18 protein-coding genes are annotated in these 19,834 nt (G+C 69.8%); 14 read left to right on the top strand and 4 right to left on the bottom strand.

The genetic code is table 11. The features are described 5' to 3' along the window. From KHN96_RS22945 to KHN96_RS03420, 3 genes are read left to right on the top strand one after another with little or no spacing between them, the layout of a single operon-like run. Positions 1-609, top strand: coding sequence for a cytochrome c oxidase subunit 3 (locus KHN96_RS22945; RefSeq protein WP_062738045.1), 609 nt, complete (start codon positions 1-3; stop codon positions 607-609). Continuing rightward, entirely contained in the window at positions 606-1,298 is a 693-nt protein-coding gene (locus tag KHN96_RS22940; protein WP_062738044.1) for a heme-copper oxidase subunit III family protein, read from the top strand. Before KHN96_RS22945 ends, KHN96_RS22940 begins: the two co-directional genes overlap by 4 nt. 8 nt (positions 1,299-1,306) lie before the next feature. Next, positions 1,307-1,645 (top strand): cytochrome C oxidase subunit IV family protein, encoded by a 339-nt coding sequence (locus tag KHN96_RS03420; RefSeq protein WP_062738043.1) that lies wholly within the window; start codon positions 1,307-1,309, stop codon positions 1,643-1,645. A gap of 12 nt (positions 1,646-1,657) precedes the next feature. On the opposite strand, the gene KHN96_RS03415 is transcribed toward KHN96_RS03420, so the two are convergent. After that, positions 1,658-2,893 (bottom strand): cystathionine gamma-synthase family protein, encoded by a 1,236-nt coding sequence (locus KHN96_RS03415; protein WP_062738250.1) that lies wholly within the window; start codon positions 2,891-2,893, stop codon positions 1,658-1,660. 149 nt (positions 2,894-3,042) lie between these two features. Between KHN96_RS03415 and KHN96_RS03410 the strand changes: the two genes are divergently transcribed. The 11 genes from KHN96_RS03410 to KHN96_RS03360 all read left to right on the top strand — a co-directional run bounded on the left by KHN96_RS03410 (position 3,043) and on the right by KHN96_RS03360 (position 16,869). Then, the gene (locus KHN96_RS03410; RefSeq protein WP_045218929.1) at positions 3,043-6,012 is read left to right on the top strand and encodes an ABC transporter transmembrane domain-containing protein; all 2,970 of its coding nucleotides are present in this window, start codon (positions 3,043-3,045) and stop codon (positions 6,010-6,012) included. A gap of 119 nt (positions 6,013-6,131) precedes the next feature. Continuing rightward, entirely contained in the window at positions 6,132-6,566 is a 435-nt protein-coding gene (locus KHN96_RS03405) for a hypothetical protein (protein ID WP_233902563.1), read from the top strand. 326 nt (positions 6,567-6,892) lie between these two features. Continuing rightward, entirely contained in the window at positions 6,893-8,206 is a 1,314-nt protein-coding gene (locus KHN96_RS03400) for a glycosyltransferase (protein WP_062738040.1), read from the top strand. A 49-nt stretch (positions 8,207-8,255) separates the two neighbouring features. Then, the gene (locus tag KHN96_RS03395) at positions 8,256-9,017 is read left to right on the top strand and encodes an SDR family oxidoreductase (RefSeq protein WP_062738039.1); all 762 of its coding nucleotides are present in this window, start codon (positions 8,256-8,258) and stop codon (positions 9,015-9,017) included. Then, complete coding sequence (locus KHN96_RS03390; protein WP_062738038.1) at positions 9,008-9,622, top strand: D-glycero-alpha-D-manno-heptose-1,7-bisphosphate 7-phosphatase; 615 nt, start codon at positions 9,008-9,010, stop codon at positions 9,620-9,622. Before KHN96_RS03395 ends, KHN96_RS03390 begins: the two co-directional genes overlap by 10 nt. Further along, positions 9,619-10,812, top strand: a complete 1,194-nt coding sequence (gene waaF / locus KHN96_RS03385) for a lipopolysaccharide heptosyltransferase II (protein WP_062738037.1) — start codon at positions 9,619-9,621, stop codon at positions 10,810-10,812. The genes KHN96_RS03390 and waaF overlap by 4 nt, the downstream gene beginning before the upstream one ends. Before the next feature lie 40 nt (positions 10,813-10,852). After that, positions 10,853-12,673, top strand: a complete 1,821-nt coding sequence (locus tag KHN96_RS03380) for a carbamoyltransferase family protein (protein WP_045218942.1) — start codon at positions 10,853-10,855, stop codon at positions 12,671-12,673. Then, positions 12,670-13,704 (top strand): glycosyltransferase family 2 protein, encoded by a 1,035-nt coding sequence (locus tag KHN96_RS03375; protein ID WP_062738036.1) that lies wholly within the window; start codon positions 12,670-12,672, stop codon positions 13,702-13,704. Before KHN96_RS03380 ends, KHN96_RS03375 begins: the two co-directional genes overlap by 4 nt. Beyond that, positions 13,701-14,861 carry a glycosyltransferase family 9 protein gene (locus KHN96_RS03370; RefSeq protein ID WP_045218945.1) on the top strand — a complete coding sequence of 387 codons (1,161 nt, stop codon included), beginning with the start codon at positions 13,701-13,703 and terminating at the stop codon, positions 14,859-14,861. Before KHN96_RS03375 ends, KHN96_RS03370 begins: the two co-directional genes overlap by 4 nt. Continuing rightward, positions 14,858-15,850, top strand: a complete 993-nt coding sequence (locus KHN96_RS03365) for a glycosyltransferase (RefSeq protein WP_045218948.1) — start codon at positions 14,858-14,860, stop codon at positions 15,848-15,850. The genes KHN96_RS03370 and KHN96_RS03365 overlap by 4 nt, the downstream gene beginning before the upstream one ends. Next, the gene (locus KHN96_RS03360; protein ID WP_180964192.1) at positions 15,847-16,869 is read left to right on the top strand and encodes a UDP-glucuronic acid decarboxylase family protein; all 1,023 of its coding nucleotides are present in this window, start codon (positions 15,847-15,849) and stop codon (positions 16,867-16,869) included. The genes KHN96_RS03365 and KHN96_RS03360 overlap by 4 nt, the downstream gene beginning before the upstream one ends. A gap of 13 nt (positions 16,870-16,882) precedes the next feature. On the opposite strand, the gene KHN96_RS03355 is transcribed toward KHN96_RS03360, so the two are convergent. The 3 genes from KHN96_RS03355 to KHN96_RS03345 are packed head-to-tail and all read right to left on the bottom strand — an operon-like array spanning position 16,883 to position 19,774. Beyond that, complete coding sequence (locus KHN96_RS03355; protein ID WP_045218950.1) at positions 16,883-17,806, bottom strand: glycosyltransferase family 2 protein; 924 nt, start codon at positions 17,804-17,806, stop codon at positions 16,883-16,885. After that, entirely contained in the window at positions 17,790-18,506 is a 717-nt protein-coding gene (locus KHN96_RS03350) for a PIG-L deacetylase family protein (protein WP_062738035.1), read from the bottom strand. The genes KHN96_RS03355 and KHN96_RS03350 overlap by 17 nt, the downstream gene beginning before the upstream one ends. Then, a complete protein-coding gene (locus KHN96_RS03345) occupies positions 18,503-19,774 on the bottom strand; it encodes a zinc-dependent alcohol dehydrogenase (protein WP_062738248.1) in 1,272 nt (423 codons plus the stop codon). The genes KHN96_RS03350 and KHN96_RS03345 overlap by 4 nt, the downstream gene beginning before the upstream one ends. Between the last annotated feature and the right edge of the window lie 60 nt (positions 19,775-19,834).

Here is a 19,834-nt window from a genome sequence, read left to right as displayed (position 1 = left end):
ATGACGACCCTGCCCCGCCACTTCGTTCCCGACACCGGGCCGGCTCTGCCCAACGCCGGCCGCGTGGGCTTGCGCGTCTTCATGGCCGTGGCGACGGCGTTGTTTTCGTTGCTGATCCTGGCCTATGCGATGCGCATGCGCGAGCCGGATTGGATGCCCGTGCCCCACCCGATGCTGCTGTGGTGGAACACCGGCGCGCTGGTGCTGGCGAGCCTGGCGATGGCGCAGGCGCGGCGCACCGGGGCCCGCCAGGCCGCCTGGCTGCTGGCCGGCGGTGCGCTCGCGTCACTGTTCGTCTTCGGGCAATGGATGGCGTGGCAGCAACTGTCCGCCCATGGCGCAGGCGTGACGGCCAACCCGTCCAGCAGCTTCCTCTACGTCTTCACCGGCCTGCATGCAGCGCACGTGCTGGGGGGGCTCGTCGCATGGGCCATCACGGTCGCGCGCCTGAATGCACATCGCGTGCGCGCCCACCGCGCCGTCACGCTGTGTGCCACGTACTGGCACTTCCTGCTGGCCGTCTGGCTCGTGCTGCTCGCAGCGATGTGGTGGATCACCCCCGCATTCGTCGCCGCGATCTGCGGGCCGCTGTATGGAGCCGCGCCATGAGCATGCCCACGCTCCCCACTGATTCAGCCGACGCCGCCCCGCAAGGCTGGCGCGGCATCGTCGCCGACTGGTCCGCCGACCGCGAAGCCTTCAAGGTGCCGTGGGGCAAGGCCATGATGTGGATCTTCCTGCTGTCGGACACCTTCGTCTTCAGCAGCTTCCTGATCGGCTACATGACGGTGCGCATGTCGACCACCGTGCCGTGGCCCGACCCGTCCAAGGTGTTCGGCCTGTCGGTGGGCGGTGTGGAGGTGCCGCTGCTGCTGATCGCCATCATGACGTTCGTACTCATCAGCAGCAGCGGCACGATGGCCATGGCGGTGAACTTCGGCTACCGGCGCGACGCGCGGCGGGCCGCCCTGCTGATCCTGGCGACCGCGTTGATGGGCGCGATGTTCGTGTCGATGCAGGCGTTCGAATGGACCAAGTTGATCGTGCACGAGGGCATCCGCCCGTGGGGCAACCCGCTTGGCGCGGCGCAGTTTGGCGCGTGCTTTTTCATGATCACGGGCTTCCACGGCTTTCACGTGACCTGCGGCGTGATCTACCTGCTGGTGATTGCGCGCAAGATCGTGCAACCCGGCTTCACCGAACACGGCAAATTCCAGATCGTCGAGATCGCCGGCCTGTACTGGCACTTCGTCGATCTCGTCTGGGTGTTCATCTTTGCGCTGTTCTATCTGTGGTGAGGCATGTCATGGACCACACCGGACCCGCTGGCACCCACGCCCCGCACGGCCAGCATCATTCCATCGGGGTGTACCTCAAGATCTGGGGGCTGCTGTTCGTGCTCAGCACGCTGTCGTACCTGGTCGACTACTTTCGCGTGGCAGGGCTCACGCGCTGGGTGCTCATCGTCGTGCTGATGATCGCCAAGGCGGGGCTGATCGTCTCGGTGTTCATGCACATGATGTGGGAGCGGCTGGCGCTGGTGTACGCCATCCTGCTGCCGCCCCTGGCGCTGCTGGTGCTGATGGTGCTGATGGCCGCGGAAGCCGGCCACACCTTCGGCACGCGCCTGCTGTTCTTCCACTGAGCCGGGGCGCCGTCAGGCGATGGAGGTCGCGTCCAGCGCCTGCGTGAAGTCGGCCAGCAGGTCGGCCTCGTCTTCGATGCCGACCGACACGCGCACGAGCGAATCGGCAATGCCCATCGAGGCGCGACGCTCGGCGCCCATTTCCCAGTAGATCGTCGGCGCCACGGGGATCACCAGCGTGCGCGTATCGCCGAGGTGCGTGGCGCGCACGGCATAGCGAAGACGGTTGAGCATGTCGATGTAATCCGCGCCGTCCACGAGTTCGAAGCTGAGCAGGCCGCCGTAGCGGCGGAACAGTTCGGTGGCGCGGGTGTGCTCCGGGTGCTCAGGCAGGCCGGGGTAGTAGACGCGCGCCACCTTCGGATGGGCCGCCAGCGTGCGTGCCAACGCCAGCGCGTTGCTGCAGGTGCGGTCCACGCGCAGGGCCATCGTTTCGGCGCCCACGGCAATGCGGTGCGCCGCATCGGCAATCAGCGTGGCGCCCTGGTCGCGCAGGCCCTTCTTGCGGATCTGCTGGATGCCCTGCATCTCGGGCTTGACCTTGCGATACGCCGGGAAGATGTTCGGATACGCCGCCCAGTCGAACAGCCCCGTATCGACCACCGCGCCGCCCAGCGCGTTGCCGTGTCCGCCGATGTACTTCGACAGCGAATGCACAACGAGGCTCGCGTGCACATCGCGCCCGCGGAACAGCCACGGCGAGGTCATCGTGCTGTCCACCACATACAGCAGACCCCGCTCCTTGCAGAGCGCGCCGATGCCCTTGAGGTCGGCCACCTGCGTGCGCGGGTTGGCGATGGTCTCCACGAAGACGAGGCGCGTGTTCGGTTGCACGGCGTCGGCCACGGCCTGGGCAGACGTGGCATCGACAAACGTGACTTGCACGCCCAGGTTCCGCAATGTCTCGAACACGCTGTTGGTGTTGCCGAACAGGAAGGCGCTGGACACCACGTGGTCGCCCGCGCGCAGCAGCGTCGAGAACACCGCCGCGATGGCCGCCATGCCGGTGGCAAAGCAGGCGGTGGCCAGGCCCTCTTCCATCAGGGTGATCTTCGCCTCGAGGGCGGCGGTGGTCGGGTTGCCCTGGCGCGCGTAGGTATAGCCGGGCTTGCCCTGGAACACCTCGATCAGCTCTTGCGTGTTGGAGTAGCCGTACGTCGTCGACGTGTGCAGCGGCTTGTGGACGGCGTAGTGCTCGACGCCGGCTTCGCGGTCGGCGTGCAGGAGGGCGGTGGTCAGTCCGGTCATGGCGGGGGCAGCAGGAAACGGCAGAAAAGGCGGAAAGTCGGACATTATCGCGCGAATCGGGGGCCACCTGGGGCGCCGGGGCCTCGCGGCGTGGAACGTGGCTTGCGTCGCACGCTCGCGTTGCAAGAGTGTCCGGAGACTCACGACTGGTGACGAATGCATCGCCCCCCTCCCTGCCGAGCGCCAGCCTGCAGCAGCGCATTTTCGGCGCCCTGTGGCGGTCCATCTGGCGCTACCGCAAGCGAGTGCTCGCGGCGGTGGCGCTGCTGGTGCTGGCCAAGCTCTGCGCGGTGGGCGTGCCCATCGTGCTCAAGTGGATCGTCGACGGCTTTAGCGACGCCACGCGCGCGCGGGTGTTTCCCGCCTTCCTGCTGCTCGCCTATGCGGTGCTGCGCTTTGGCGGCACGCTGTTCGGCGAGTTGCGCGACATGGTCTTCTCGCGGGTGGCGCAGCCCACGGTGGCGGGCTTCATGGCGCAGGCGTTCGAGCACCTGCACCAGCTCGGACCGCGCTTTCATGCGAGCCGGCAGACCGGCGGGCTGATCCGCGACGTGGAGCGCGGCACCACCGGCATTGAATTCCTGCTCGGCGTGGCGCTTTTTACCATCCTGCCCACGCTGGTGGAAATCGGCTCCGTGCTCATCATCATGATGAGCCGCTACAGCGGGTGGTACCTCGTCACCATCCTGGTGACCTTCGCGGCCTACTGCACCGCCACCGTGCTCCTCACACGCCGGCGCGTGCGGCTGCAGCGGCAGATGAACGAGTTCGACTCGATGGCCGGCAGCCGCCTGCTCGACAGCATGCTCAACCACGAGGCGGTCAAGGTGTATACCAGCGAGCGCTTCGAGGCCCGCCGCTACCGCGACATCCTGCGCAAGCGCATCGACACGGCCGTGGCCAACCAGCGCGCGCTGTCCTTGCTGCACGTATCGCAGAGCGGCGTGATCGCGGGCGGGGTGGCCACCGTGATGCTGCTTGCCGGGCAGGACGTGACGCGCGGCGTGCTCTCCGTGGGCGACCTCGTGCTGATCAACGCGTACATCATCCAGGTCTGCCTGCCGCTCAATGCGCTCGGGTTCATGTTCCGCGAGGCGAAGGACGCCGCCATCAACGCCGAGCGCCTGTTCCACCTGCTCGACCAGCGCCCCGACGTGGCCGACATGCCGAACGCCGCCCCCTTGCGCGTGACGCATGGCGACGTGCACTTCGAGCACGTGGAATTCGGCTACGAGGCCGCGCGGCCGATCCTGCACGACCTGTCGCTGCACATCCCGGCCGGCCGCACGGTCGCAGTGGTGGGCGGCAGCGGCTCGGGCAAATCGACACTCGCGCGGCTGCTGCTGCGCTTCTACGACCCATGGTCCGGCCGCGTGTCGATCGACGGGCAGGACCTGCGCGTGGTCACGCAGGAGAGCGTGCGCCGCGCCATCGGCATCGTCCCCCAGGACACCATCCTCTTCAACGACACCATCGCCTACAACATTGCCTACGGCCGCGAAGGCGCCACCATGGCCGAGGTGATCGAGGCGGCACGGGCCGCTTACGTGCACGACTTCATCGCCGCGCTGCCCGAGGGCTACCAGACCATGGTCGGGGAGCGCGGACTCAAGCTCTCGGGCGGTGAAAAGCAGCGCATCGCCATTGCGCGCGCGCTCTTGAAGAACCCGTCGATCCTGATCTTCGACGAGGCCACCTCTGCGCTGGACACGCGCTCAGAGCGGGCCATCCAGCGCGAGCTCGACCGGCTGTCTGCGCACCGCACGACGCTGGTGATCGCGCACCGGCTGTCGACCGTGGTGGACGCGCACGAGATCGTGGTGCTCGAGAAAGGCCGCATCGTGGAACGCGGCCGCCACACCGACCTGCTCGCCGCCGGCGGCGTCTACGCGCAGCTCTGGACGCTGCAGCGCCAACAGTCCGACCTCGAACAGGCGCAGCACCGGCTCGCGCAGCAGCCGATCAACCTGGTGGCGCTGGTCGTCAGCGTGCTCGACGGGCTGCGCGAAGCTATCGACGCGCGCCGCATCACCGTGTATTCGGTCATCCGGTCGGAGACGCCAAGCATCACCGGCGACCCGAGCCGGCTGCAGGGCATCGTGGGCGATGTGCTGACCCACGCGGTGCTCGCCAGCCAGCCGGGCAGCCGTGTGGAAATCGTGCTCGAACGCGTGGAGGCCATGGCGCAACTGCGCGTGACCGACACGATCCCCGTCCCGGCGGCGGCGCAGGCAGCCATCCCGAGCGCGTCCCAACCCGGGCCACCCGAAGTGCCGGAGCCCGAAACTGCGCGCGTCGCCCTGGGCGGGCCCGCTGCGCCCACCCCCGAGCCCTTCGACATGCTGGACCCCGTCGAGCCGCTCGCGCCGCTGCGGCAGCCCGCCAGCCCGTTCGACACCGAACCCGGCGAAGCCACCGTCAAGACGGCCACCCCCACGCTCGACCCGCTGTGGATTCGCTCGGTGGTGGAACAGCACGGCGGGCGGTTTGCGGTGGTGCCGCTTTCGCATGGCGGTGGCACGACATACGTGATGGATTTCCCGATCCGCGCCGTTGCGCCGCTGCCTGCCCTGCCCGACGAAGCCGAAGTCATACCGGGGCTGGAGCGCCCGCCCGAGCCCGCACATGCGCCGCTGCCGTCGACCGACGCGCTGGCCGGCGTGCACGTGCTGATCGTCGACGACCAGGAAGACGCGCGCGAGATGCTGCAGCTGCTGCTGGAGGATTACGGCGCCACCGTCACCGCTTATGGCAGCGCAAGGCTGGCACTCTCCGCCCTGCGCGCGGCGCCGAGCAGTTCGTGGCCCGACGTGCTCGTCTCCGACATCGCCCTGGGCGACGACGAGGACGGCTACACCCTGCTGCGCGAGGTGCGCCTGCTCGAAACCCAGCGCGACATGCCGCTCGATGCACGGCTGCCTGCCGTCGCGCTGTCCGGCTATGCGCGGCCCGAAGACCGCACGCGCGCGCTGCTGGCCGGCTTCCAGCTTCACCTGGCCAAGCCGACGGAGCGCGGCGAACTGGTCACCGCCATCCTCAGTGTCGTCCGTGCGCGCCGCGCGCCCGCGCGTGTGGCGCATGCCCCCATCTCATCCCATCGTACGCAGGAGTCTTCATGAGCATGCTGGCCGATTTTGATCCTTCCACCGCTTCCGGCACCCGGGCCGATGCCCCAGCCGGCGCCCAGCCGCAGACGTCTTACTTTGCCGGACCCGACGCGGCACGCCGCGCCGTGGAGATGGCGCTGCCGCTCATCACGCAGGCCATGACACGGCCGCAGGAAGTGGGCGACAGCGGCTTCCTGCACATCGTGGTGATGGACCCGGCACGCTCGCCCGCCGATTGCAGCTTCGACGAGGCGGTGCTGCACGAACACTCGGTGGGCGACCGCACCCGCTGGGATGCGGACTACGCTGCATACGCGCGGGCCAAGGCGCGCCTGGCGTGGCAGCACGGCATGAGCACGCACGCCCTGCAGGCGCTGCGCCCGCATGTGCTGCGCGCCGGTGACACCAACCTGTGGGGCAGCGCGGTGCTCGACGGCATCGTGGTGGGGGTGAGCGGCGCGTTGCCGTTCTATGACGAAGCGTTCGCGCATGTGGTGGCCGCGTGCCTGCGCGCCATCGCCAAGCAGGCTGCCGCGGCCTCGGCCGGCACACTGCGCCTCGCGTGAGCCCCGCCTGCACCTGGCAAGCGTGATGCCGTCGCCGCTGCGATTCTCCTTGTCGGCCGCGTAAGAATTACGAGCACCGCGCGCCGGCCCCACGCGTCAAACACCGCAGCGGTGCGTCGCGCCCGTGCCCCTGCGGCGCCGCGCGGCACGCTGCAAACGCTTGTCCGGACAAGCGAAAAGCGGTTCTCCTCCTCGCCGTTCGCTTCCGGCATCGATGCACGCAGCAGCACAAGGTGGCGACCGTGGCACGCGGGCTGCTGAGGGCATCGCACGTGGCCTGGACCACCAGATCGCCCCCACATCGCCACGACATGAGGAGAACCGACATGCGTATCGCCATGGTCAGTGAACACGCTTCGCCACTCGCCGATCTGGGCGGCGTGGACTGCGGCGGACAGAACGTCTATGTGCGCCACGTGGCGCGGCAGCTGGCCCGGCTGGGCCACCAGGTCGACGTCTTCACACGGCGCGAACGGCCTTCGGAGCCCGAGATCGTGCCGTTCGACGCGGGATGCCGCGTCATCCACGTGCCGGCCGGCCCCGCCGCCGTCCTGCCCAAGGAAGCGCTGCTGCCGCACATGCACGCGTTTGGCCGCTACCTGCTGAATCAGTGCGCACGCGCCCACGCGGCCGGCAACGGCTATGACGTGATCCATGCCAACTTCTTCATGTCGGGGCTTGCGTCGCTGGCCGCCGCGGCGCGGCTGCGGCTGCCGCTCGTGATGACGTTCCACGCGCTGGGCCGCGTGCGCCGGCTGCACCAGGGCAGCGCGGACGGGTTCCCGGATGCGCGCTTCACGATCGAAGACACGCTCGTGCAGCGCGCCGAGCGCATCATTGCCGAGTGCCCGCAGGACCAGACCGACCTGGAAACGCTCTACCACGCACGGCCCGAGCGGATCGACGTGGTGCCGTGCGGCTTCGATGCGGCCGAGTTTGCGCCCATCGACCGCGCTCAGGCCCGGCACCAGCTCGGCGTGCCGGCCGACGCGTTCGTCGTCCTGCAGCTCGGCCGCATGGTGGCGCGCAAGGGCGTGGACAACGTCATCGAGGCCATCGGCAAGCTGCCGCCCGATGCGCGCAAGCGCGTGCGCCTGTACGTGGTGGGCGGCAACACCGTCACGCCCGACGTGGCCGCCACGCCGGAACTCGGCCGGCTGCAGGCCGTGGCCGCCGCAGCCGGCGTGACCGAGCAGACGGTATTCGTCGGCAAGCGCGGCCGTGCCGACCTGCGCGCGTGGTACAGCGCCTGCGATGTCTTCGTGAGCACGCCGTGGTACGAGCCGTTCGGCATCACGCCGGTGGAAGCCATGGCGTGCGGCCGCGCGGTGATCGGCGCCGACGTGGGCGGCATCCGTTCGACGGTGCGCCATGGCCGAACTGGCTTCCTCGTCCCGCCTAAAGACCCGCAGGCACTGGCCGCGCGGCTGCTGCAACTGATGGAACAGCCCGAGCTGTGCCGTGAGTTCGGCCAGGCCGGCCTGGTGCGCGCCCGCATGCTCTACACGTGGCTCGGGGTGGCCGGGCAACTGGAGAAGGCCTACCTGAAGGCCATCGACATGCGCGCCCGCGCCAACGCCCGGATGAACGGCACGCCTTCGGTCGCCAATGCCTCGGCGCTGGCGGGGCTTGCCGCCTGAACCGCCTTCCTCGCACTTCGCAATTCCTCGCACTTCGCAACACGCTCCCATGACCCAGACCGACTTGAATACCAACGCCAATACACCGCCCACGCTGCGCAACCACGTCATCGTCGTCACCGGCGCCGGACGCGGGCTGGGCGCCGCCATCAGCCGCGTGCTGTCTGCCGACGGCGCCACCGTAGTGGCCACCGACCTGGACGCCGCCAATGCCGAGCGCACCGCCACCGAGCTCATCGCCGAGGGCGGCCAGTCGCACGCCATTGCCCTGGATGTGGGCGACGAAGCGGCCGTGCGCGGCGCACTGGATGACGTGGTCGATCGCTTCGGGCGTATCGACGCGGTCATCAACAACGCGGCCATCGACATCACGCTGCCCATCGATGAACTGAACGTCGAAGACTGGGACCGCGTGGTGCGCACCAACCTGCGCGGCCCCTTCCTGCTCGCCAAGCACGCCAGCGCGCTGATGCGCAAGCGCGCCGGCGGGACCATCGTCAACATTGCGTCCACCGCCTCGCGCCGCGCGTGGCCCAATGCGTCGGTCTATCACGCCACCAAGTGGGGGCTGCTCGGGCTGTCGCACGCTCTGCACGCCGAACTGCGCCCGCACGGTATCAAGGTGTCGGCCGTGATTGCCGGCGGCATGCGCACGCCGTTCCTGCTGGACCGCTTTCCCGACATCGACGTCAACAACCTGCAGGACCCGGCCAACGTGGCGGCGGCCGTGCGCTTCGTGCTGCTGCAGCCGGCTGAAACGGTGATCCCGGAAGTGATGGTGCTGCCGATGCGGGAGACGTCATGGCCGTGATGCTGGCGCCAGCGCGGCGGACGTTGCCTGCATCGGGTGCGGCGGTCTTCCTGGACAAGGACGGCACGCTGCTGCAGGACGTGCCCTACAACGTCGACCCCGCCCGCATTGCGCTGGCACCGGGCGCAGGCGACGGGCTGCGCATGCTGGCCCGCACCGGCCTGCCGCTGATCGTGGTCAGCAACCAGCCCGGCGTCGCGCTGGGCTACTTCCACATCGAAGCGCTGGAGGCCGTGGCGCAACGCCTGGCCGAGCTGTTTGCGCAGCACGGCGCCACGCTTGGCGGCTTCTACTTCTGCCCGCACGCGCCGCTGCCCGATGGCAGCGCCGGCTGCGCATGCCGCAAGCCGCACGACGGGCTGCTGCGGCAGGCTGCCGATTCGCACGGCGTGACGCTCGAACACTCGTGGATGATCGGCGACATCCTCAACGACGTAGAGGCCGGCCGCCGCGCGGGCTGCCGCACCATCCTCATCGCCAACGGCAACGAAACGCACTGGCTGCCCGGGCCGATGCGCGTGCCCGACTACATCGTCGGGCGCTTCGACGAGGCCGCCGCCATTGTCATCGCCCAGCACGCGCGCCACGCGGAGGCCGTTGCATGAACGTGGCCGGTATCCCCGAGCGCCGCGCCGTGTGGGCCAACGCCGCCCGCATCCTGTGCGTGCGCCCCGACAACCTCGGCGACGTGGTGATGACCACGCCGGCCTTTCACGCGCTCAAGACGAGCGGCCCGGCCGACCGGCACCTCACGCTGCTGACCTCGCGCGCCGGGGCCATCGCCCAGCCGCACCTGAGCGACATCGACGACGTGATCGCCTGCGACGTGCCGTGGGCCAAGCATGCCAACGCCGCCGATGCCGAGCAGACGACCTCGCTCATCCGCACGCTGCGCGACGGTGCGTTCGACGCGGCCGTCATCTTTACGGTCCACACGCAGAACCCGCTGCCGGCCGCGATGCTGTGCTTCCTGGCGGGCATTCCGCTGCGCCTGGCGCACTGCCGCGAGAACCCGTATGCCCTGCTGACCGACTGGATTGCCGACGCCGATGCGCGCATCGCCGCCACGGCCCCCGGCGACGTGCGCCATGAAGTGCGCCGCCAGCTGGACCTCGTGGCGCAGGTCGTCGATACGCACGCGCACCTGCCGCAGCGCCTGCGCTTTACCGTGCGTGCGGCCGACCGCGATGCGGTGCGCGCCAAGCTTGCCGCCCATGGCATCGGCCCGCGGTCGCCGTGGATCGTGCTGCATCCCGGGGCGACCGCGGCATCGCGGCGGTATCCGCCCGAACGCTTTGCCCGCATCGCCAATGTGCTGGCGCAGCGCTACGACTGCCCGGTGCTCGTGACCGGCGCGCCGGGCGAGGCCGAGCTCGTGGCGCAGGTATGCGCACCGGGCCAGGCCGCTGGGCGGCGCGTGATCAACCTGGCCGGTGCGCTGGTGCTCGGCGAGCTGGCGGCGCTCATCGAAGGCGCGGCGCTGCTGGTGTCCAACAACAGCGGGCCGGTGCACCTGGCCGCCGCCACGCAGACGCCGGTGGTCGACCTCTACGCCCTCACCAACCCGCAGCACACGCCGTGGGCCGTGCCGCACGCGGTGCTCTCGCACGACGTGCCGTGCCGCTACTGCTACCGCAGCGTCTGCCCGCTCGGCCATCAGGCGTGCCTGACCGGCGTGACGGAAGACGAAGTCATCGCGGCAACGCACGCGCTGTGGCAGCCGACGCGCGTGGCGCAGGCCTTGTGGTCCGCACTTGCCTCACCGGGCTTGGCCGCACCCACACCGGTTGCCTGAGCCCTTTACCTTGTCCCACCACCGATTGCCGGAGCCCTGCATGGAAGCCAAACCGCTCTATACCCTCGGCATCAACGCGGCGTATCACGACTCGTCGGCCACGCTCGTGCGTGACGGCGTGGTGATCGCCGCGGCCGAAGACGAACGCTTCACGCACGTCAAGCACGCCAAGCGGCCGGTGCCGTTTTCCACCTGGCAGCTGCCGTATCACGCGATCGACTATTGCCTGGCCGAAGCCGGCATCGATCTGGCCCGTGTCGACCACGTCGCCTACTCGCTGGACCCGGCACTGCTGGCCGATCTGCAGGGGCAGACGCACATCGCCCTGCCGCTGCAGCCGTCGGCACAGACCGACCTGGCGCCCGGGACCGCGCCGTGGGACGCGCTGTTCCTGTCGTACGTGGTGAACGCGCCGCGCCAGCTGGCAGGCGGAGCACCGCACCACCTGCGCGCACGCTTCGCCAATGTCAGGCATGACGGGCCGTTCCGCTGGTCGTATGTCGAGCACCATCTCGCGCACGAGGCAAGCGCCTTCCTGGCCGCGCCGTTTGACGACTGCGCGGTGCTCACCATGGACGGCCGCGGCGAGCGCGCCACCACGTCGTACGGCCTGTTCCGCAACGGCGAGTACACGCGCCTGCAGCAGGTGGACCTGCCGCACTCGCTCGGTCTGCTCTATGAAGAGGTGACGGACTACCTCGGCTTCCTGCGCTCGTCCGACGAATACAAGGTGATGGCGCTGGCCTCGTACGGGCAGCCGCGCTACGTCGATGCCTTCCGCGAGATGGTGACGATCAGCGGCGACGGCCGCTACACCGTCGCGCCGCTGCGGCTGGAAGCGCGCTTCGGCCCGCCGCGCCAGCGTGGCGGCCCGATGGAGGCACGGCACTTCGACATCGCACGCTCGCTGCAGCAGGTGCTGGAAGAAACCGTGCTGACGATGACCCAGTGGCTGCATCAGGCCACCGGCGCGCGCAACCTCGCCATGGCGGGCGGCGTGGCGCTCAACTGCGTGATGAATGCGCGTGTGCGTGACCGCGGCCCGTTCGAGCAGGTATGGGTGCAACCCGCCGCCGGCGACGCGGGCACGTCGCTGGGTGCGGCGCTCTGGACCGACTACCAGGCGCGCGGCAACAAGCGGCGGCTCTGGAAGATGGACCACGCCTACCTCGGCCCCGCCTACAGCGACGAGGAGATCGAACAGTTCCTCACGTGGTCCAAGCTGCCGTTCGAGCGCCTGGACAACATCGCGGAACAGACCGCGGAGCTGCTCGCGCAGGGCCAGGTGATCGGCTGGTTCCAGGGCCGCATGGAGTTCGGCCCGCGTGCGCTGGGGGCGCGCTCCATCCTCGCCTCGCCCATCCCGCCCGACATGCAGGCACGCCTGAACGAGATCAAGGACCGTGAAGACTTCCGCCCTGTCGCCCCCGTGGTGATGGAAGAGCGCGCTGCCGACTGGTTTGTCGGTGCCCAGCAGCCCGCGCCCTTCATGCTGTTCGTCTTTGACGTGCGCGAAGACCGCGCCGCCCAGATCCCGGCCGTGCGCCACGTCGATGGCACCGCGCGCGTGCAGACGGTGAACCGCCGGCAGCATCCGCTGTATTACGACCTGCTCGCCGCCTTCGAAAAGCGCACCGGCGTGCCGATCCTCGTCAACACGTCGTTCAACACGCGCGGCGAGCCGATGGTCTGCAGCCCGCGCGATGCGGTGGAATCGTTCTGGACGTCGCCGCTCGATGCGCTGGTGATCGGCCCGTTCCTGCTGCGCAAGACACCGCGCGCAGGCGGCGCAGAGCAGGACGGCGCGGCCCGCGCCACTACCGGCGTGCGGCGCGTGCCCGGCCTGGCGGGGGTCGCATGAACCAGCCGTTGCCGTTTGATGTGTCGCAGGTGCCCTTGCGGCGGCGTGCGCCCGCCGTGTCGGTCGTCATTGCGACATGGCGGCGACCGCAGATGCTGCAGCGCTGCCTCGATGGCCTGCTGGCCCAGACCTTTGATGCGCACCAGCTGGAGCTCGTGGTTGCCGACGACGGGCCGGACGACGAAACGCGCGCGGTCGTCGAGGCCTTTGCCGCCGCCGCGCCGGCCTGGCGCGTGCGCTACGTGCCCGTGCGCGAAACGCAGGGCCCCGCCGCAGCCCGCAATCGCGGCTGGCAGGCCGCCAGCGGCGACATCATCGCCTTCACCGACGACGACACCATCCCGGCGCCCACGTGGCTGGCCGAAGGCTGGCGCGTCATGACGGCGGCCGACGGCGGCACCGCGCCCGATGCCGCCACGGGCGCCATCCGCATGCCGCTGCCCGCGCAGCCGACCGATTACGAACGCGACGCCAGCGGCCTCACGCGCGCCGAGTTCGTCACCGCCAACTGCTTCGTGCGGCGCGCGATGCTCGAGCGCATCGGTGGCTTTGACGAACGCTTCCGGCTGGCCTGGCGCGAAGACTCCGACCTGCAGTTCCGCATCCTCGATGCGGGCGGGCACATCGCACAGGCGCCGAACGCGCTGATGCACCACCCGGTGCGGCCGGCGCCGTGGGGCGTGAGCGTGTCGCAGCAACGCAAGGTGTTCTACGACGCGCTGCTCTACAAGAAGCATCCGCAGCGCTACCGCACGCGCATCCGGCCCGTGCCGCCGTGGCACTACTACGGCATGGGCGCCGCGGTGGTGGTGGCCGTTGCGGCGCTCGCGCTGGGACGGCCGTGGGTGGCGGCGGGGGCTGCGCTGCTCTGGCTGGCGCTCACGCTGCGCTTTGCAGCCATGCGCCTGCGGGGCACCACGCATTCGCCGCGGCACGTGCTGGAAATGCTGTGGACATCGATCGCCATCCCGCCGCTCGCGCTGTACTGGCGCCTGCGCGGTGCGTGGCACTTCCGGGTGTGGTTCCTATGACGCCGCCTGTCGAACTCCTGCGCGGCGCACGCCGCATCGCCGTGTTCCGGGCCTTGCAGCTTGGCGACATGCTGTGCGCGGTGCCCGCGCTGCGCGCGTTGCGGGCCGCTGCACCGCACGCGCACATCACGCTCGTCGGCCTGCCGTGGGCGCGGCAGTTCCAGCAGCGATATGCCGATCTGCTGGACGACTTCGTGCCCTTCCCCGGCGGCAACGCGTTTCCTGAAGCCGGCCCCGCCGACACCGATGCCACGCAGGCGTTCTACGCCGACATGCAGGCGCGCCGGCTGGACGTGGCCATCCAGCTGCACGGCAGCGGCCCGCAATCGACGGAAGTCGTCCGGCGCTTCGGCGCACGGCAGGTCTTCGGCTTTCAGCCCGATGCGGCGACCGCGCGCCAGGCCGATCCGGCACTGCTGCCGTGGCCGACGCAGTTGCCCGAGGCCGAGCGCCTGCTGGCGTTGCTGACCTACCTGGGCGCCCCTGCGGTACCGGCCATCCCGGACTTTCCCCTGCGGCGCGAGGACTACGCCGAGGCGCTTGCGCTGCTGCGCCATCGCGCGCTCGACCGCGACCGCCTCGTCTGCCTGCATGCCGGCGCCCGCATGCCGTCACGCCGCTGGTGGCCCGAGCGCTTTGCCGCGGTGGCAGACACCTTGATCGTCAGCGGGTTTCACGTGGTGATGACCGGCGCGCCGTCCGAAGCCGAGCTGGTGGACGCCGTGCGCAGCCGCATGCGCCAGCGCGCGGCATCGGTCGTGGGGCAGACGTCGCTGGGCGGCTTGGCGGCGTTGCTGCGGCTGGCCCGGCTGCTCATCTGCAACGATACGGGCGTCTCGCACGTGGCGGCGGCCGTGCGCGCGCCGAGCATCGTGGTCGCGTGCGGCAGCGATGTGGCGCGCTGGGCCCCGGCAGACCGCATCCTGCATCGCGTGCTGGCGGCCGCGCCGCCGTGCCGGCCGTGCATGCACTGGACGTGCCCGACCCAACATGAATGCGCGCGCGATGTGAGCGTGCGGCAGGTGCTCGACGCCGCCTATGGCGCGCTGTTCGACCCCGAGCTGGAACTGCGCACGTCGCCGCCGGCACCCACACGCGCCGCGTCGGCACCCATCCCGCCCTCCGCATCCAAGACATTCGGGAGCACCACGCCATGAAGCGGTCCACCGCACGACGCCTGCGCATTCTGACGTGGCATGTGCACGGCAACTACCTGTATTACCTCTCGCAGGTGCCGCACGATTTCTACCTCGTCACGCGTCCGCCTGACGCATCGGGCTGCGTGCCGCCCGGTTATGCCGGCAAGGTGGGCGCGCTGCCGTGGGGCGACAACGTTCATGAGGTGCCGTTCGATGCCGTGGCGGGCGAGCGGTTCGATGCCGTGCTGTTCCAGTCGCGGGTGCACTGGGAGCAGGACCGCCTCACGGTGCTGAGCCCCGCGCAGCGCGCCCTGCCGACGATCTATCTCGAACACGATCCGCCGCAGGAGCACCCCACCAACACGCGCCACTGGGTGCAGGATCCGAACGTGCTGCTGGTGCACGTGACGCCGTTCAACGCGCTGATGTGGGACAGCGGCATCACGCCCACGCGGGTGATCGAGCACGGCGTGCACCTGCCCGTGCCGGCGCGCTACAGCGGCGACCTGGCGCGCGGCATCGTGGTCGTCAACCACCTGGCCAGGCGCGGGCGCCGGCTCGGCGCCGACGTGTTCGACACGCTGCGCCGCCAGGTGCCGCTCGACCTGGTGGGCATGGGCGCCGAAGACGCCGGCGGCATCGGCGAGGTCGGCAACCTGCATCTGCCCGCGTTCTGCGCGCGCTACCGCTTCTTCTTCAACCCCATCCGCTACACCAGCCTGGGGCTGGCCGTGGTGGAGGCCATGACCATCGGCATGCCCATCGTGGGCCTGGCCACCACCGAGATGAGCACCGTCATCGACAGCGGCCACAACGGCTATGTCGACACGCGCCTCGATGCGCTGGCCGACGCCATGCACACGCTGCTGCACGATCCGGCTCTCGCCCGCCGCTGGGGCGACGCCGCACGCGACACCGCACGCCAGCGCTTCGGCATCGACCGCTTCGTGGCGGACTGGCTCGATGCGTTCGATGCGGTCATGGCGAATCGCCAGGAGGCAGCATGAGACACCACGGTGACCCGCACCATCCCGGCCATCCCGAGCCCCATCACCACTGGCGCGACCAGCGTCGCGTGCTGGTGACCGGCGGCGCGGGGTTCCTCGGCTCGCACCTGTGTGACCGCCTGCTGCGCGACGGGCATGACGTGCTGTGCGTCGACAACTTCTATACCGGCACCAAACGCAACATCGCGCACCTGCTCGGTCACCCGCGCTTCGAGGTGCTGCGCCACGATGTCACCTTCCCGCTCTACGTGGAAGTGGATGACATCTACAACCTCGCCTGCCCGGCCTCGCCCGTCCATTATCAGCACGACCCGGTGCAGACGACCAAGACCAGCGTGCACGGCGCCATCAACATGCTCGGGCTGGCCAAGCGGGTCGGCGCGCGCATCCTGCAGGCATCGACGAGCGAGGTGTATGGCGACCCGCGCGAACACCCGCAGACCGAGGCGTACTGGGGCAACGTCAACCCGATCGGCGTGCGCTCGTGCTACGACGAGGGCAAACGCTGCGCAGAGACGCTGTTCATGGACTACCGCCGCCAGCACGGCCTGGACGTGAAGGTGGCGCGCATCTTCAACACCTACGGCCCGCGCATGCACCCGAACGACGGGCGCGTCGTGTCCAACTTCATCATGCAGGCGCTCGCCGGCGAGCCCATCACGCTCTATGGCGACGGCCGCCAGACGCGGGCGTTCTGTTACGTCGATGACCTGATCGACGCCCTCGTCCGCCTCATGAACACGCCGCCCGACTTTGCCGGGCCGGTCAACCTCGGCAATCCGGTCGAGATGAGCATGCTGGAGATTGCGCGGCACATCGTGGCGTGCACGCGCTCGAATTCGGAACTCGTCTTCCGCCCGCTGCCGCAGGACGACCCCACGCAACGGTGCCCGGACATCACGCTCGCGCGTGAGAAGCTCGGCTGGGAGCCGTCTACCGCGCTGGAAGTGGGGCTCGCGCGCACGGTCGAATACTTCCGCCAGCAGTTCTTCCTGGCGCCGGCCCCCGTGCTTGCCTGAGACCTCGGGCGGGTCAGCCGATCGACAAGGTCGGGATGGCCTGGCGGCGCTGGCGGTCGGCGTCCATCTGCCGCCACAGCGCGGCCGTCGCGGGCTGCACGGTGTGCCGGCGCAGCAGCGCGCGCGGCAGGCGCACGAGCGCCGCTGGCAGCGCCTCGCCCAGCACACCCTGTTCGGCCATCGCACGCAGCGCCCGGCCGGTGACGCGCCAGGCGAGATCCTGCGGCAGCCGCAGCCATGCGGCCAGCAACTCGTTGCGCGTGAGCAGCGCGCGCCGCTGCATCACGTCGCGCACCGGCGAGGGGTTGTGGTGCGTGACCACCTCGCGGCAATAGACGATGCGCCAGCCGGCATCCACCAGGTCCAGCGCCAGCACGCTTTCCTCCCCGCCGATGAAGAGGTCGTGCCGGTACCCCCCTGCCTCGGTAAAGGCACGCGCGCGCACCACGCAGGCGCCTGCCATGAAACCGAGCAGCGCCGGGCCCGGCAGGCCTTCGGAGGGCAGCGTGCTGGCCGCCATCGGCTCGCACGCCGGATCGTCCCGCCGCGTGGGGCCCACCACGACGTGCGCCGCCACCACCGCCACCGAGGGATACCGCTGCAGGACGTCCACGGCACGCGCGATGGAGCCCGGCAGCCACACCGTGTCGTCATCGCAGAACGCCACGTACGGTGTGTCGACCGACGCGACACCGAGGTTGCGGCCGGCGGCGCCATAGTTGCGCGGCGCGCGCACGAGCGTCACACCCGGAAAGCGGGCCGCGATCTGGTCGGCCGTGCCGTCGGTGGAGCCGTTGTCGACCACGACGATGGGCCACGGCTCGGCCAGGGCCGTGAGCTTGCCGAGCGTTTCCAGCACGGTGGCCGCACGGTTGTACGTGAGCACGACGATGGAGCATGGCACAGGCGCCGTGCGGGCGTCATCCAGTGGTTGCATGATCGGAATCTCCTTGTTCCAGCAGCCAGAAGCGCTCCGGCTGGTAGACGTCTTCGATACCGCCGGGGCCGAACGCGCGCAACTGGCTTGCATAGCAGGCGACGGCGCGCCGCTTCTGGCGGCCGTCCACGGCGCAGACCGGCGAGACCGGCGTGGTGACGATGCCGCGCTCGGCCAGGGCGACCAGGCGCGACTGCACGGCGCCGCGCCCGCGCCGGTACAGCGCGTCTTCGTAGCCGATCCACAACCGCTTCGGCAGCTTGGGCAGCATCAGCAGCGCCGCTTCGTGCACGAGGACGTGGTCGCTATGGAACAGCCCGAGCGGCACGAACACCGCCTCGGCGGAGTGACGCGCGACCAACCGGTACAGTGCGCGCTCCAGCGCATCGAGGGCGGGCGTCTGCCCGTACTGGCTGTCGCAGAAGTCGAGGTGATGCACGGTGGCGCTCACCTGGGCGTGGGCCTGGGCATCCTCCTGCCGACGCACGGCGATGGCCTCGGTGGAATGGGCAAAGCCGGCCTGGGCGTCCCACTCCGTGGACATCGGGGTGCCGGGCGCGCCGCCGAACACCGTGGCGGTGTGGCTGCCATGGTGCGCGGCCAGGAGGTTGCCGCACGAGAAGATCGCGTCGTCAAAGTGCGGTGAGATCACCAGCACCGGCCCCAGACGCGCGACGCGATCGTGCAGTGCGCGGCTCATGCGCGGGACGCACCCGGTGCACGCGCGCCGTCGCCGGACTGCGGATCGAGCTTGACCTTGATCCACCCGGGCTGGCGCGTATCGAAAGCGCGGTAGGCGTCCAGCGCCGCGGCCATGGGCTCGCGCACCGACAGCACCGCCGCCGGGTCGATCGCGCCCCTGCGCACCAGCTCGACCAGCTTGGGCAGATAGCGGCGATGGTTGCAGTTGCCCATGCGCAGCGTGAGGTTCTTGTTCATCGCCATGCCGATCGGGAACGTCGTGTCGGTGGGCGGATACACGCCGATGATCGACAGCGTGCCCGCCTTGGCCAGCCCTTCCACGGCCCAGCGCAGCGCTTGCGACGGCGCATCGCCGGCCTGCCATGGCGCATTCTCGTTGGCGTCGGACACCGCGCCGGTGCCGCGCGCCTGCGGCGCGGTGGCCTTGCGTTCGGCGGCAAAGGCCTGCGTGGTCTTGTCGTCGGGCCGCGCCGGGCCGTGGTCGGCATGCTGAGCGTCCACGCCGACGGCGTCGATGGCGCAATCCACGCCGATGCCGCCGGTCAGCCGGCGCAGCGCCTGCACCGGGTCTTCACGCTCGAAGTCGATCACCTCGGCGCCCTGGGCGCGCGCCATGTCGAGCCGGTCCGGCACATGATCGATCGCGAAGATGCGCCCCGCCTGCATCAGCTTGGCCGAGGCGATCACGAACTGCCCCACCGGGCCCGCCCCGAACACGGCCACGGTGTGCCCCGGCTTGATGTTGGCCAGGTCGGCGCCGAAGTAGCCCGTGGGGAAGATGTCGGACAGCAGGATCGCCTGGTCGTCGCTCACCTCGTCGGGCAGCTTGACGAGGTTGACATGCGCGAAGGGCACGCGGGCCTTCTCGGCCTGCAGGCCGTCAAACCCGCCGGCGCCTTCGGGGCCACCGTAGAACGCCGTGCCGGCGAGGTGGCCGTGCGGATTGGCGACGTCACATTGCGCGGTGTAGCCCGCACGGCAGTACGCGCACGCCCCGCACGCAATGGTGGACGGAATCACCACACGGTCGCCCACCGACAGGTTGCGCACGTCCTCGCCGAGGGCCTCGACCACACCCACGCCCTCGTGGCCAAGGATGCGCCCTTCCTTCACATCGGACATCGTGCCGCGCACGAAATGCAGGTCCGTCCCGCAGATGGCGCTAGCCGTCAGGCGCACGATGGCGTCGGTCGGCTCGCGCAGTGTCGGCTCGGGCACGTCTTCCAGACGGATGTCTCCGACGCCGTGAAATACGACAGCTTTCATGATGGACCCCTCGTTGGATGATTGGACGCTCATGACACGCAACTGCAGTGCCCGCGTCGC

The organism is Ralstonia mannitolilytica (assembly GCF_905397375.1).
In the GTDB taxonomy this organism is placed as follows: domain Bacteria; phylum Pseudomonadota; class Gammaproteobacteria; order Burkholderiales; family Burkholderiaceae; genus Ralstonia; species Ralstonia mannitolilytica.
This window is presented reverse-complemented; position numbering and strand designations above follow the sequence as displayed.

What these genes read in the sequence shown, in the direction of transcription:
- KHN96_RS22945 (WP_062738045.1), top strand. Translation starts at nt 1, where the DNA reads ATGACGACCCTGCCCCGCCACTTCGTTCCCGACACCGGGCCGGCTCTG.
- KHN96_RS22940 (WP_062738044.1), top strand. Translation starts at nt 606, where the DNA reads ATGAGCATGCCCACGCTCCCCACTGATTCAGCCGACGCCGCCCCGCAA.
- KHN96_RS03420 (WP_062738043.1), top strand. Translation starts at nt 1,307, where the DNA reads ATGGACCACACCGGACCCGCTGGCACCCACGCCCCGCACGGCCAGCAT.
- KHN96_RS03415 (WP_062738250.1), bottom strand. Translation starts at nt 2,893, where the DNA reads ATGACCGGACTGACCACCGCCCTCCTGCACGCCGACCGCGAAGCCGGC.
- KHN96_RS03405 (WP_233902563.1), top strand. Translation starts at nt 6,132, where the DNA reads ATGGCGCTGCCGCTCATCACGCAGGCCATGACACGGCCGCAGGAAGTG.
- KHN96_RS03400 (WP_062738040.1), top strand. Translation starts at nt 6,893, where the DNA reads ATGCGTATCGCCATGGTCAGTGAACACGCTTCGCCACTCGCCGATCTG.
- KHN96_RS03395 (WP_062738039.1), top strand. Translation starts at nt 8,256, where the DNA reads ATGACCCAGACCGACTTGAATACCAACGCCAATACACCGCCCACGCTG.
- KHN96_RS03390 (WP_062738038.1), top strand. Translation starts at nt 9,008, where the DNA reads ATGGCCGTGATGCTGGCGCCAGCGCGGCGGACGTTGCCTGCATCGGGT.
- waaF (WP_062738037.1), top strand. Translation starts at nt 9,619, where the DNA reads ATGAACGTGGCCGGTATCCCCGAGCGCCGCGCCGTGTGGGCCAACGCC.
- KHN96_RS03380 (WP_045218942.1), top strand. Translation starts at nt 10,853, where the DNA reads ATGGAAGCCAAACCGCTCTATACCCTCGGCATCAACGCGGCGTATCAC.
- KHN96_RS03375 (WP_062738036.1), top strand. Translation starts at nt 12,670, where the DNA reads ATGAACCAGCCGTTGCCGTTTGATGTGTCGCAGGTGCCCTTGCGGCGG.
- KHN96_RS03370 (WP_045218945.1), top strand. Translation starts at nt 13,701, where the DNA reads ATGACGCCGCCTGTCGAACTCCTGCGCGGCGCACGCCGCATCGCCGTG.
- KHN96_RS03365 (WP_045218948.1), top strand. Translation starts at nt 14,858, where the DNA reads ATGAAGCGGTCCACCGCACGACGCCTGCGCATTCTGACGTGGCATGTG.
- KHN96_RS03360 (WP_180964192.1), top strand. Translation starts at nt 15,847, where the DNA reads ATGAGACACCACGGTGACCCGCACCATCCCGGCCATCCCGAGCCCCAT.
- KHN96_RS03355 (WP_045218950.1), bottom strand. Translation starts at nt 17,806, where the DNA reads ATGCAACCACTGGATGACGCCCGCACGGCGCCTGTGCCATGCTCCATC.
- KHN96_RS03350 (WP_062738035.1), bottom strand. Translation starts at nt 18,506, where the DNA reads ATGAGCCGCGCACTGCACGATCGCGTCGCGCGTCTGGGGCCGGTGCTG.
- KHN96_RS03345 (WP_062738248.1), bottom strand. Translation starts at nt 19,774, where the DNA reads ATGAAAGCTGTCGTATTTCACGGCGTCGGAGACATCCGTCTGGAAGAC.